Annotated in this window: 12 protein-coding genes; 5 read left to right on the top strand and 7 right to left on the bottom strand. The window is 74.2% G+C overall.

What is annotated here, in order from left to right; genetic code table 11:
- Nucleotides 1–30: 30 nt before the first annotated feature.
- The 5 genes from rlmB to ACI79S_RS03675 are packed head-to-tail and all read right to left on the bottom strand — an operon-like array spanning nt 31 to nt 4159.
- The gene (gene rlmB / locus ACI79S_RS03695; RefSeq protein WP_456592092.1) at nt 31–1050 is read right to left on the bottom strand and encodes a 23S rRNA (guanosine(2251)-2'-O)-methyltransferase RlmB; all 1020 of its coding nucleotides are present in this window, start codon (nt 1048–1050) and stop codon (nt 31–33) included.
- Entirely contained in the window at nt 1032–2435 is a 1404-nt protein-coding gene (gene cysS, locus ACI79S_RS03690; protein WP_456592091.1) for a cysteine--tRNA ligase, read from the bottom strand. Before cysS ends, rlmB begins: the two co-directional genes overlap by 19 nt.
- Nucleotides 2436–2445: 10 nt before the next feature.
- The gene (ispF, locus tag ACI79S_RS03685; protein ID WP_456592090.1) at nt 2446–2967 is read right to left on the bottom strand and encodes a 2-C-methyl-D-erythritol 2,4-cyclodiphosphate synthase; all 522 of its coding nucleotides are present in this window, start codon (nt 2965–2967) and stop codon (nt 2446–2448) included.
- A complete protein-coding gene (gene ispD / locus ACI79S_RS03680; protein WP_456592089.1) occupies nt 2964–3647 on the bottom strand; it encodes a 2-C-methyl-D-erythritol 4-phosphate cytidylyltransferase in 684 nt (227 codons plus the stop codon). The genes ispF and ispD overlap by 4 nt, the downstream gene beginning before the upstream one ends.
- 29 nt (nt 3648–3676) lie before the next feature.
- Nucleotides 3677–4159 (bottom strand): CarD family transcriptional regulator, encoded by a 483-nt coding sequence (locus ACI79S_RS03675; protein ID WP_091929357.1) that lies wholly within the window; start codon nt 4157–4159, stop codon nt 3677–3679.
- 121 nt (nt 4160–4280) lie between these two features.
- On the opposite strand from ACI79S_RS03675, the gene ACI79S_RS03670 reads away from it, so the two are divergent.
- The 4 genes from ACI79S_RS03670 to disA all read left to right on the top strand — a co-directional run bounded on the left by ACI79S_RS03670 (nt 4281) and on the right by disA (nt 8575).
- Nucleotides 4281–5138: a UbiA family prenyltransferase gene (locus ACI79S_RS03670; RefSeq protein WP_456592088.1), complete on the top strand. Its 858-nt coding sequence runs from the start codon at nt 4281–4283 to the stop codon at nt 5136–5138.
- A gap of 137 nt (nt 5139–5275) precedes the next feature.
- Entirely contained in the window at nt 5276–5947 is a 672-nt protein-coding gene (locus ACI79S_RS03665) for a hypothetical protein (protein WP_456588120.1), read from the top strand.
- Between the two features lie 58 nt (nt 5948–6005).
- A complete protein-coding gene (gene radA, locus ACI79S_RS03660; RefSeq protein ID WP_456592087.1) occupies nt 6006–7373 on the top strand; it encodes a DNA repair protein RadA in 1368 nt (455 codons plus the stop codon).
- Nucleotides 7374–7489: 116 nt separating this feature from the next.
- Nucleotides 7490–8575 carry a DNA integrity scanning diadenylate cyclase DisA gene (gene disA, locus ACI79S_RS03655; protein ID WP_456592086.1) on the top strand — a complete coding sequence of 362 codons (1086 nt, stop codon included), beginning with the start codon at nt 7490–7492 and terminating at the stop codon, nt 8573–8575.
- A gap of 14 nt (nt 8576–8589) precedes the next feature.
- On the opposite strand, the gene ACI79S_RS03650 is transcribed toward disA, so the two are convergent.
- Complete coding sequence (locus ACI79S_RS03650; RefSeq protein ID WP_456592085.1) at nt 8590–9258, bottom strand: MucR family transcriptional regulator; 669 nt, start codon at nt 9256–9258, stop codon at nt 8590–8592.
- A gap of 77 nt (nt 9259–9335) precedes the next feature.
- Between ACI79S_RS03650 and ACI79S_RS03645 the strand changes: the two genes are divergently transcribed.
- A complete protein-coding gene (locus tag ACI79S_RS03645; RefSeq protein WP_456592084.1) occupies nt 9336–10229 on the top strand; it encodes an A/G-specific adenine glycosylase in 894 nt (297 codons plus the stop codon).
- A 188-nt stretch (nt 10230–10417) separates the two neighbouring features.
- Here the strand turns inward: ACI79S_RS03645 and ACI79S_RS03640 are convergent, their stop codons facing one another.
- Complete coding sequence (locus ACI79S_RS03640) at nt 10418–12949, bottom strand: ATP-dependent Clp protease ATP-binding subunit (protein WP_456592083.1); 2532 nt, start codon at nt 12947–12949, stop codon at nt 10418–10420.
- Nucleotides 12950–13056 lie beyond the last annotated feature (107 nt).

Genomic DNA, 13056 nt, shown 5'->3' with positions numbered 1-13056 from the left:
CTCCGCGGAGGCGCGACGACGTGGCTCCGCTCAGCGGGGGGACGGCTCCTGGCCGCGGTGCGGTCCGGAGGAGCGCCGTGTCATCGCGACCTGGTACAGCGCGATGCCGGCGGCGACGCTCACGTTGAGCGACTCGGTGTCCCGGGCGATCGGGATGCGGACGACGACGTCGCACTTCTCCCGCACCAGCCGCGAGAGCCCGGTGCCCTCGGCGCCGACGACCAGGGCGACCGGGTCGGCGAAGCCGTCGTACTCGTGCAGGTCGACGTCGCCGTCGCCGGCCAGCCCGACGGTCTGCAGCCCGGCGTCCTGGTACGCGGCGAGCGCGCGCGGCAGGTTCACCGCACGGGCGACCCGCAGCCGGGCCGCGGCCCCGGCGCTGGTGCGCCAGGCCGAGGCCGTCATCCCGACCGCGCGGCGCTGCGGGACGACGACGCCGTGGGCGTCGAACGCGGCCGCCGAGCGGACGACCGCCCCGAGGTTGCGCGGGTCGGTCACGCCGTCCATCGCCACGATCAGCGGGGCCCGGCCGGAGTCGCGGGCCAGGTCCAGCAGGTCGTCGGGGTGCGCGTAGTCGTACGGCGGCACCTGCAGGCCGATGCCCTGGTGCAGCGCGCCCTGCGACATGCGGTCGAACTCCGGCTTGGTCACCTCCAGCAGCGGCAGTCCCCGGTCGCTGGCCAGGTGCAGCGCCTCGGTGATGCGCTCGTCGGCGCCCGGGCGGGTGGTGTCACCGGAGACGACGTACAGCGCCATCGCCGGGATCTGCGCGCGCAGCGCCTCGACGACGGGGTTCCGCCCGAGCAGCAGCTCCGGTGACTCCTCGGCCCGCTGACGGGCGCGCGCCCGGTCGGCGCGCTGGCGCTCCTGCGCCTGGGCCTTGCGCTGGGCGGGGTGCCCGTACCGCTGCTCGGCGGGCGGGGTGGCACCGCGACCGGCGAGGGAGCGCCGGTTCTTGCCACCGGTCCCCGCGGTCGCCGTCTTCTTGCCCGCACCCGTCGTGCGGCCGCGGCGCTGGCTGTTGCCGGCCATCAGTGGGTCAGCTCCCATCGGGGTCCCTGGGGGGTGTCCTCGACGGTGACGCCGAGGGCGGCGAGCTGGTCGCGGATCGCGTCCGCCGCCGCGAAGTCCTTGCGCGCCCGGGCCGCCTGGCGCTGCTCAAGCGCCAGGGCCACGAGGCCGTCGGTCGCGCGCGCCAGCCGGTCGTCGGCACCGCCGGCCGCCCACTGGGGGTCGAGCGGGTCCAGGCCGAGCACGCCGAGCATCGCGCGCACCGAGCCGAGCGTGCCGGCGACCGCGGTGTCGTCGCCGTCGGCCAGGGCCGTGTTGCCCTCGCGGACCATGTCGTGGATCGCGGCGATCGCCGAGGGCGTGCCGAGGTCGTCGTCGAGCGCGGTGCTGAAGTCCGCGCAGAGCACGGGCGCGCCGGCATCGGCACCCACCCGCTCCGCGGCGCGCTTCACGAACGACTCGATCCGCCGGTAGGCCGCGCCCGCCTCCTCCAGCGCCGCGTCGGTGAACTCGATCGTCGAGCGGTAGTGCGGGGCCACCAGGTAGTAGCGGAGCTCCACCGGGCGCACCCGCCGCACGACCTCGTCGACCAGCGCCGTGTTCCCCAGCGACTTGCTCATCTTCTCGCCGCCGAGGGTGACCCAGCCGTTGTGCAGCCAGTACCGGGCGAACCCGTCGCCGGCGGCCCGGGACTGCGCCTGCTCGTTCTCGTGGTGCGGGAACCGCAGGTCCAGGCCACCGCCGTGGATGTCGAACTCCGCGCCGAGGTAGCGCTCGGCCATCGCCGAGCACTCGAGGTGCCAGCCGGGGCGGCCGCGGCCCCAGGGCGTGGCCCAGGAGGCGGTCGCCGGCTCGCCGGGCTTGGCCGCCTTCCACAGCGCGAAGTCGCGCGGGTCGCGCTTGCGCTCGTCGGTGTCGGTGTCCGCGGCGGGCTCGAGGGCGTCGAGCCGCTGACCGGTGAGCGCCCCGTACTCGGGGAAGGACCGGACGTCGAAGTAGACGTCGCCGTCGACGGCGTAGGCGTGCCCGCGGTCGATCAGCCGCTGCATGAGCTCGACCATCTCGGGGACGTGCCCGGTCGCGCGTGGCTCGTAGGTCGGCGGCAGGACGCCGAGCACGTCGTAGGCGCGCGTGCTGGCCCGCTCGTTCTCGAACGCCCACGCCCACCAGGGGACGTCGCGCTCGGCGGCCTTGGTGAGGATCTTGTCGTCGATGTCGGTGACGTTGCGGACGTAGGTGACCTCGAGGCCGCGCGCGGTCAGCCAGCGGCGGAGGACGTCGAAGGAGACCGCCGCCCGGATGTGCCCGACGTGCGGCGGGCCCTGCACGGTGAGACCGCAGACGTAGACCGACGCCCGACCGGCACGCAGGGGCGTGAAGTCGCGGACCGCGCGGGCGGCCGTGTCGTACAGGCGGAGGCTCACTGGTGGGAGTCTACGGAGCGACGCGTCCGGCCCGTGCGGCGTCGCCGGCGTCCTCCCCCGTCCGGACCACCAGGGCGGTGGCCACGGCGGCCCGGCCCTCGCCGCGGCCGGTGAGCCCCAGGCCGTCGGTGGTGGTCGCCGTGACGCTGACCGGAGCGCCGAGCGCGGCGGAGAGCACCGCCTCGGCCTCCCCCCGGCGCGGCCCCAGCCTGGGCGCCGTCGACACCAGCTGCACCGCGGCGTTGCCCACCCGCCAGCCCGCCGCGGCGAGCACCTCGCGGACGTGGGTGAGCACGTCGGCGCCGCGTGCGCCGGCCCAGCGGGGGTCGTCGGTGCCCAGGAGGCCGCCGATGTCACCCAGGCCGGCGGCGGAGAGGACGGCGTCGGTGAGCGCATGCGCGACGACGTCGCCGTCGGAGTGCCCTGCGCACCCGTCGGCGCCGGGCCACTCGAGGCCGGCGAGCCAGCACGCCCGGCCGGGCTCGATCGGGTGGACGTCGGTGCCGATGCCGACGCGCGGCAGCTCGCTCACCGGGGCACCTCGCTCGCCGTCAGGCCCACGCCCAGCTCCGCCAGCGCCAGGTCGTGCGGCACGGTGATCTTCGCCGACCGCTCGTCGCCGAGGACGGTGCGCACCGGAACGCCCGCGGCGCGCACGACGGCGGCGTCGTCGGTGAGCTCGGCGGCGCCGTCCAGCGCCGCGTAGGCGGCGACCAGGGTGGCCCGGTCGAAGCCCTGCGGGGTCTGCACCCGGCGCAGCGGGGCGCGGGGCACCGCGTCGGTGATCACGCCGTCGTCGTCCACCAGCACGGTGGTGTCGACGACGGGCAGCACGGGGACGACGGCACGGGCACCGGCGGCCACGGCCTCCAGCACCCGCGCGATCACCGCGGGCGGGGTGAGCGGGCGGGCGGCGTCGTGCACGAGGACGACGTCCACCCGGGAGCCGGCGGCGGCGAGACCGGCACGGACCGATGCGGTCCGGGTGGCGCCGCCGTCGACGAGCCGCACGTCCGGCGGCAGGACCGCCGCGAAGGCGTCGCGCTCCGCGGCGGGGACGGTGACCACGATCTCGGCGACCCCGGCCTCGCGCAGGCCGTCGACGGCCCAGCAGACCAGCGGGCGGCCCGCGAGAGGGACGAGCGCCTTCGGCCGGTCGGCCCCCAGACGCGAACCGCTCCCGGCAGCTGCGACGATCGCGACAGCGTGCACGGGAGCGGTTCGGGGGGAACGCGGAGCGCTCAGCTGGCGAGGACCTCGTCGAGCAGGACCTCGGCCTTGTCCTCGTTGGTGCCCTCGGCGAGCGCGAGCTCGCTGACCAGGATCTGGCGGGCCTTCGAGAGCATGCGCTTCTCGCCGGCGGAGAGGCCGCGGTCCTTGTCGCGACGCCACAGGTCGCGGACCACCTCGGCCACCTTGTTCACGTCGCCGGAGGCGAGCTTCTCGAGGTTCGCCTTGTAGCGGCGCGACCAGTTGGTCGGCTCCTCGGTGTGCGGGGCGCGGAGCACCTCGAACACCCGGTTGAGCCCCTCCTGACCGACGACGTCACGGACGCCGACGATCTCTGCGTTGTCGGCCGGCACGCGCACGGTGAGGTCGCCCTGGGCGACCTTCAGCACGAGGTAGGCCTTCTCTTCACCCTTGATCGTGCGCTTCTCGATCGCCTCGATGAGCGCGGCACCGTGGTGCGGGTAGACGACGGTCTCGCCGACAGTGAAGCCCATGTGGATGTGACCCCTTTCGCTTCCCCCAGGTTAGCACGGCAGACTGACCAACGGATCGGCGCCGGGCAGTAAATCTGCAGGTCAGCGGCCTGAGCCAGACCATCAGAGGGGTTGACAGAGCGTGGTTGATGTGCCTGCGGCGGCCGCCCCCCGGGGCGCGACGGCCCGCGCGCTGTTCCGCGCGACGCACCCGGGCCCGGCCCTCGCGGTCACCACCGTGGCCACCCTGCTGGCCGTCGCGGCGGACGTGCCGCCGGCCCGGACCGCGCTGCTCTGCGCCGCCGTCCTCGCAGGTCAGGCGTCCATCGGCTGGAGCAACGACTGGCTCGACGCCGACCGCGACCGCGCCGTCGCGCGGGCCGACAAACCGGTCGTGCAGGGCGCCGTCGCCCCCGCCGTCCTGCGGCGCGCGGCCCTGTCGGCCGCCGCTGCGGCCGTCGTCCTCTCGCTCCTGCTGGGGCTCCTCCCCGGCGCACTCCTCCTGCTGCTGGTCGCCAGCGGGTGGGCCTACAACGCCGGGCTCAAGCGCACCGTGTGGTCCGGCGCGGGGTACGTCGTCGGGTTCGGGGCACTGCCGGCCGGAGTGGTCACCACCGCCCCGGGTGTTCCAGCACCCCCCTGGTGGCTGGTCGCCGCCGGCGCCGCACTGGGCGGCGCCGCGCACCTCGCGAACGTCGCTCCCGACCTCGAGGACGACCTGGCCACCGGGGTCCGCGGGCTCCCGCACCGGCTCGGGCCGCGGGTCTCCGCCGTCTGCGGCGCACTGCTCCTGGTCGGGGCCACGCTGGTGCTGGTGCTCGGCCCCCCGGGCGCACCCGGGCCGGCGGGCTGGGCCGCCGTCGCCCTGGCCGTGCCGGCCGCCACCGTGGCCGCGCTCTCGTGGACGGCGCGCTTCCGGGGGCTCGCCTTCCCCGCCGTGATGCTGCTGACGGTGCTGGACGTCGCGCTCCTGGTCGCCAGCGGGGCCACCCTCGGCTGAACGCCCCTCGGGTCGGCGTGGACCCGCGACGCCCGCCGCTCCCTGCGGGCGGGGCGCGCAGGCGCCCGATAGGCTCCGGAGGTTCCCGCGCCACCGATCCCCGGTGGCCGGTACGGTCCTGCTGGAGGTCGACAGCTGTGAACCGCGCTCTGCGCGCCGCCACGATGGGCGTTCTGCTCTTCTCCCCGCTCGCCCTCTCGGCGTGCAGCGCCGGCCAGGTCACGCAGACCGCCACGCAGGAGCGCGACAAGGTGGGCGCGATGGCCCAGGTCGGCGACATCGTCCTGCGGCAGGTCGCGGTCACGCACCCCGAGGGCGGCCGCTACGAGGCCGGGGACGACGCCACCCTGCGGCTGGCGATCGTGAACACCGGTGTCGAGGACGAGACCCTGACGGGGGTCACCGGCGAGGGCTTCGGCGAGGCGACGATCAGCGCGGGCGAGGCAGCGGCGACCAGCACCGTCCCGCCGAACACCGGTGGCGGCGTCACCGGCTCCACGGACGCGCCCACCGGTGACGACGGCGAGCTGGAGATCCCCGCGGGGACGACCGTCTTCCTCGGGGAGGACGAGGGCCCCGCGATCACGCTCACCGACCTCGACGAGGAGCTCACGACCGGGGGGCTGGTCGAGCTGACCTTCACCTTCGAGAACGCCGGCGAGATCCCCCTGACGGTCCCGGTGGCCACCCCGGACGAGGTCCTGGAGCGCGGCGAGTCGTTCGACTTCCACCACTCGGAGGAAGAGGGCGGCCACGGCGCCGAGGAGATCGCCCGCGAGCGGGAGTCCGACGTCGGCGACGCCGAGTGACCCTCCCGCTCCACCGCTCTTCCGCCGTCTTGTCGTAGGTCGGGGTTAGCGTCGCCGCGTGCCGCCCGCCGGAGTGAAGACCGCCCGCCCTGCCCACCGCTGCACCGAGTGCGGCTACGCCTCGGCCAAGTGGGTCGGGCGCTGCCCCGAGTGCCAGGCGTGGGGCAGCCTGCAGGAGGTCGGCGCCCCCGCCACCGGACTGCGGGCCGTCTCGGCCGGCCCGGTGAGCGCCCCCGCCCGCCCGATCGCCCAGGTCGAGCTCGCGGGCGCCCGCGCCGTCCCGACCGGCATCGCGGAGTTCGACCGCGTCCTGGGCGGCGGGCTGGTGCCGGGCGCGGTGCTCCTCGTCGCCGGTGAACCCGGGGTCGGGAAGTCCACGCTGCTGCTCGAGGTGGCCCACCGGGTCGCGGCCGCGGGCGGGCCGGCCCTCGTGGTCTCCGGCGAGGAGTCGGCCGGCCAGGTCCGGTTGCGCGCGGAGCGGATCGGCGCCCTGCACGACCGGCTGTACCTGGCCGCCGAGACCGAGCTCTCGGCGGTGCTGGCCCACGTCGAGGCCGTCAACCCCTCGCTGCTGATCCTCGACAGCGTGCAGACCGTCCGCTCCCCCGCCGTCGAAGGCACCGACGGCGGCTCGACGCAGGTGCGCGCCGTCGCCTCCGCCCTGACGGGTGTGGCGAAGACCCGGGGCATGACCACGATCCTCGTCGGCCACGTCACCAAGGACGGCGCCATCGCCGGCCCGCGCACCCTGGAGCACCTGGTCGACGTCGTCGTCTCCTTCGACGGGGAGCGGCACTCGACGCTGCGGATGGTCCGGGCCACGAAGAACCGGTTCGGCCCGGCCGACGAGATCGGCTGCTTCGAGATCGGCGACAGCGGGGTCGTCGGCGTCCCCGACCCCTCGGCGCTGTTCGTGTCGCGGCGTACCGACCCGGTCCCGGGCAGCTGCGTCACCGTCACCCTCGAGGGGAGCCGGCCCCTGCTGGCCGAGGTGCAGGCCCTCGTGGCGAGCACGACCGGCGGCGGCTCCCCCCGCCGGGCCGTCAGCGGGCTGGACTCGCAGCGGGTCGCCATGGTGAACGCCGTGGTGGAACGGCGTGGGCGCGTCAAGCTCGCCGAGGCCGACGTGTTCGCCGCCTCCGTCGGCGGGGTGCGGATCGCCGAGCCGGCGGCGGACCTGGCCCTGGCGCTGGCGATCGCGTCGGCCGCCAAGGACGCCCCGCTGCCGGCCGGCCTGGTGGCACTCGGCGAGGTCGGCCTCTCCGGGGAGATCCGCCGGGTCGGGGGCACCGGCCGCCGGCTCGCCGAGGCCGCTCGCCAGGGGTACCGCGTCGCGCTCGTGCCCCCCGACGCCGGCGCAGCACCGGCCGGCATGCGGCTGATCGAGGTCCCCGACCTGGGGGCCGCCTTCCACCGCATGTTCTGAGCCCGTAGGGTTCCGTATGAGGGTCGCGGGCGGACGCCGGCACCCCCGAGCCTGCCCGGGCCCCGATGGGGGCACGTAGACTCGGCCACCGAACCACTCGACCGTCAGGAGCGCTCGTGCCCGCCGCCGTGGACCCCGAGATCGCCCTGCGCGAGCTCCTCGGCCGCATCGCCCCCGGCACGGCGCTGCGCGACGGCCTGGAGCGCATCCTGGCCGGCCGCACCGGCGCGCTCATCGTGCTCGGATACGACCGGGTGGTGGAGTCCATCTGCACCGGCGGCTTCGCCCTCGACGTCGCCCTCTCGGCCACCCGGCTGCGGGAGCTGGCGAAGATGGACGGCGCGGTGATCGTCTCCTACGACGGCAGCCGCATCGTGCGGGCGGGCGTGCACCTCATGCCCGACCCCACGGTCCCGACCGAGGAGTCGGGGACCCGGCACCGCACCGCGGAGCGGGTCGCCGTCCAGACGGGCTATCCGGTGATCTCGGTGAGCCAGTCGATGCACATCATCAGCGTGTACGTCGCCGGCCGCCGGTACACCCTCGAGCACCCGACGACGATCCTCGCCCGCGCGAACCAGGCGCTCGCCGCGCTGGAGCGCTACAAGCTCCGCCTGGACGAGGTGGCGAGCACGCTCTCCGCGCTCGAGATCGAGGACCTCGTGACCGTGCGCGACGCGATGAGCGTCAGCCAGCGGCTGGAGATGGTCCGCCGCATCGCCGACGAGATCGAGGGCTTCGTCGTCGAACTGGGCACCGACGGGCGGCTGCTCGCCCTGCAGCTGGACGAGATGCTCGCCGGGGTCGAGGAGGACCGCGGGCTGCTCGTGCGCGATTACCTGCCCGCAGGGGGTCGCCGCCACCGCACGATCGACCAGGTGCTGACCGACCTGCGGGCGCTGACCGCCACGGAGCTGCTCGACCTCTCGGCGGTCGCCCGGTGCTACGGGCTGCCGACGTCGCCGGACGCGCTCGACTCCCCCGTGAGCCCGCGGGGCTACCGGCTGCTCGCCCGGGTGCCCCGGCTGCCCGCCGGCATCATCGACCGGCTGGTCGAGCACTTCGGCGGCCTGCAGAAGCTGCTCGCCGCCACGATCGAGGACCTGCTGGCCGTGGAGGGCGTCGGGGAGGCCCGCGCCCGGGGCATCCGCGAGGGGTTGTCCCGGCTGGCCGAGACCTCGATCCTCGACCGCTACAGCTGAGGCTCCGGCGCCCCTCAGCCGAGGACGAGGGGCGAGTCGCCGGACACCTTTGTGTCCAGCCGGCCACGCAGCACGTAGTCGCCCGCCGGCGGCGTCACCCGGGGAGCGGTGCAGGTCGGCTCGCTGGTCAACCCGCCCCACACCACGGGGAAGACGACCGGCTCCCCCGGCGCCAGCGTGCGCTCGTCGTCACTGCTCTCCGGGAAGCAGTCGTTGCTGCCCCAGACCCGCGCGCCGCCGGCGTCGACCATCACGAGCTCCTGCAGCTGCTTGTCCAGCCTGCGCACGCACGGCACCGGCGAGGTGTTGACCACCACCAGCTCAAACGTCGGCTTGCTGCCCACGGCCGCCGTCCCGGGAGTGCGCACCTCGAGGCCGAGCATGTCGTCGGTGCAGGGCCCACCCGGGGCCGGGCCCGCCGGTACCGGCGGCTCGCTGGGCGGCGGCGTGGTCCCCGGCGTCCGGACCCCGGCGGCCGAGGGCACCACCCGCTCCAGGGCGGGCGGCTCGGACGGCGCGGCACCGCTCGTCGACGCCGCCGCGGGATCGCTCCCCCCGCTGCTGGGCAGGAGGCTCCCCGCGAGCCACGCCAGGCCGCCGAGAAGGGCCAGCAGGAGGACCAGCACGGTCAGCCGACGCCGCCAGTAGACGCCAGCGGGGAGCGGACCGACCGGGTGCAGCACGCGAGGAACGCTAGTGCGCCTGGTGCGGACTGGTCCGCTCGGCACGCCGCGCCGTGCGCACGGCAGACTGGACGCCCGTGACCGGTCCGACCTGCCCCGCGGCCGCCCCGGTCGGCGAGGTGATCGTCGACTGGTACGCCACCGCCGCCCGCGACCTCCCCTGGCGGACCCCGGACGTCGACCCCTGGGCCGTCCTGGTCAGCGAGGTGATGCTGCAGCAGACCCCCGTGGCGCGCGTGGAGCCCGTCTGGCGCGACTGGATGGCCCGGTGGCCCACCCCGGCCGAGCTGGCCGCCACGCCGCCCGCCGAGGTGATCCGGGCCTGGGGGAAGCTCGGTTACCCCCGACGCGCCCTGCGGCTCCGGGAGGCCGCGATCGCGATCACCGAGCGGCACGGCGGCGTCGTCCCTGCCGACGTCACCGACCTGGAGGAGCTACCGGGCGTGGGCACCTACACGGCCCGGGCCGTCGCCTGCTTCGGGTACGGCCGGCGCCAGCCCGTCGTCGACACCAACGTCCGCCGGGTGGTGGCGCGGCTGGTGCACGGCCGCGCGGAGGCGGGCACCGCCCGGGCCGCCGACCTCGTCGACATCGCCGCGCTGGCACCGGAGGAGGACGGCCGCGCCGTCCGCTTCTCGGTCGCGGTGATGGAGCTGGGCGCGCTGGTGTGCGTCGCCGGCACCCCGCGGTGCGGCGCCTGCCCGGTGCGCGACCGCTGCGCCTGGCGGCTGGCCGGCTCGCCGGCGCACGAGGGCCCACCCCGGCGGGTGCAGAAGTTCACCGGCACCGATCGCCAGGTGCGTGGCCGGCTGCTGGACGTCCTGCGGGCCGCCCACGAGCCCGTGGACGCGGCGGCGCTGGAACCGGCCTGGGCCGACGCCGTCCAGCGGTCCCGCTGCCTGGACTCGCTGCTCACCGACGGGCTGGTCGAGCAGACCGAGGACGGCCTGTTCCAGCTGCCCCGGGGCTGAGGCGACGATCAGGTGACCTGATCATGGAGCGTCCTCCCTCACGGTGTGCGCTGAGGGAGGACGCTCGATGATCAGGGTCCCTGATCGTGGCCAGACACACCGTGATCTGGGATCGGCGGCCGGGACCGACGACAGGGGCCGCCCCCACCTCGCGGTGGGAGCGGCCCCTGTCGTCGGTCCTGCCGGCCTTACTCCGCCTGGGCGGAGCCGTTCTCGTCACCCTCGGCGCCCGAGAGGGCCACCGGCGGGGTGTCGGGCAGGTCGACCGGCTTGGCCTCGCCGCGGAAGGTGAACTTCGCGTCCGTGCCCTCGCCCTCGACGTCCACCACGATGATCTGCCCACCGGACAGCTCGCCGTAGAGGATCTTCTCGCTCAGCGCGTCCTCGATCTCGCGCTGGATGGTGCGGCGCAGCGGCCGGGCACCCAGCACGGGGTCGAAGCCCCGGGTCGCCAGCAGCTTCTTCGCCGCGGGGGTGATCTCCAGCGCCATGTCCTTGTTGGCCAGCTGACCCTCCACCCGGCTGACCATCAGGTCGACGATCTGGATGATCTCCTTCTCGGTCAGCTGGTGGAACACGACGATGTCGTCGATGCGGTTGAGGAACTCCGGCCGGAAGTGCTGCTTGAGCTCCTCGTTGACCTTGAGCTTCATCCGGTCGTAGTTCGACTGGTCGTCGTTGCCGGCCTGGAAGCCGAGACCCACGGCCTTGGAGATGTCCCGCGTACCGAGGTTCGTGGTGAGGATCAGGATCGTGTTCTTGAAGTCCACGATCCGGCCCTGACCGTCGGTGAGCCGACCGTCCTCGAGCACCTGCAGCAGCGTGTTGAACACGTCCGCGTGCGCCTTCTCGATCTCGTCGAAGAGGACCACCGAGAACGGCTTGCGCCGCACCTTCTCGGTCAGCTGGCCACCCTCGTCGTAACCGACGTACCCGGGAGGGGCACCGACGAGGCGGGACACGGTGAAGCGGTCGTGGAACTCACCCATGTCGATCTGGATGAGCGCGTCGTCCTCACCGAACAGGAACTGCGCCAGCGCCTTCGCCAGCTCCGTCTTACCGACACCCGAGGGGCCGGCGAAGATGAAGGAGCCACCGGGACGGCGCGGGTCCTTGAGGCCCGCCCGCGTACGCCGGATCGCCTGGCTGACGCTCTTGATGGCCTCTTCCTGGCCGATGATCCGCTTGTGGAGCTCGTCCTCCATGCGGAGCAGACGGGTGGTCTCCTCCTCGGTGAGCTTGAAGACGGGGATGCCGGTCCAGTTGGCCAGCACCTCGGCGATCTGCTCGTCGTCGACCTCGGCGACGACGTCCATGTCGCCGGCCTTCCACTGCTTCTCGCGCTCGGCCTTCTCGCCCAGGAGGGTCTTCTCGGTGTCGCGCAGCGACGCGGCCTTCTCGAAGTCCTGCGCGTCGATCGCCGACTCCTTCTCGCGGCGGACGGCCGCGATCTTGTCGTCGAACTCGCGCAGGTCCGGCGGGGCGGTCATCCGCTTGATCCGCATCCGGGCGCCGGCCTCGTCGATCAGGTCGATCGCCTTGTCCGGCAGGAAGCGGTCGGAGATGTACCGGTCGGCCAGCGTCGCCGCGGCCACCAGGGCGCCGTCGGTGATGCTGATCCGGTGGTGCGCCTCGTAGCGGTCGCGCAGGCCCTTGAGGATCTCGATCGTGTGGGCCAGCGTCGGCTCGCCCACCTGGATCGGCTGGAAGCGGCGCTCGAGCGCGGCGTCCTTCTCCAGGTGCTTGCGGTACTCGTCGAGAGTCGTGGCGCCGATGGTCTGCAGCTCACCGCGGGCCAGCATCGGCTTGAGGATGCTGGCGGCGTCGATCGCTCCCTCGGCGGCACCCGCACCGACGAGGGTGTGGATCTCGTCGATGAACAGGATGATGTCGCCGCGGGTGCGGATCTCCTTGAGCACCTTCTTGAGCCGCTCCTCGAAGTCACCGCGGTAGCGGGAACCGGCGACGAGGGCGCCGAGGTCGAGGGTGTAGAGCTGCTTGTCCTTCAGCGTCTCGGGCACCTCGCCCTTGACGATGGCCTGCGCCAGGCCCTCGACGACGGCGGTCTTGCCGACGCCGGGCTCGCCGATGAGGACCGGGTTGTTCTTGGTGCGCCGCGAGAGCACCTGCATGACCCGCTCGATCTCCTTGGCCCGCCCGATGACCGGGTCGAGCTTGGAGTCGCGCGCGGCCTGGGTCAGGTTGCGGCCGAACTGGTCGAGGACCAGCGAGGTCGACGGCGTGCCCTCGGCGGGGCCGCCGGCGGCGGCCGGCTCCTTGCCCTGGTAGCCGCTCAGCAGCTGGATGACCTGCTGGCGGACGCGGTTGAGGTCGGCGCCGAGCTTCACGAGGACCTGGGCGGCGACGCCCTCGCCCTCGCGGATCAGGCCGAGCAGGATGTGCTCGGTGCCGATGTAGTTGTGGCCGAGCTGCAGCGCCTCGCGCAGCGACAGCTCCAGGACCTTCTTCGCCCGCGGGGTGAAGGGGATGTGCCCGGACGGCGCCTGCTGGCCCTGCCCGATGATCTCCTCGACCTGCTGGCGGACGCCCTCGAGCGAGATGCCGAGGGACTCCAGGGCCTTGGCAGCGACGCCCTCACCCTCGTGGATCAAGCCCAGGAGGATGTGCTCGGTGCCGATGTAGTTGTGGTTGAGCATCCGGGCCTCTTCCTGGGCCAGGACGACGACACGGCGGGCTCGGTCGGTGAACCGTTCGAACATCTGCTGCTTCTCCTCTGACCGGCTGGTCCGGCACTGCCCTCCCCGTGCTGGGAAGGAGCACCCGACGTCCGTCGGCGCGCGGGGGCACCGGTCTTTCCACTGTAGTC

The sequence above is a fragment of the Blastococcus sp. SYSU DS1024 genome (assembly GCF_054050795.1).
Note: the sequence above shows the minus strand (reverse complement) of the source record. Positions and strands in the feature narration are given on the sequence as shown.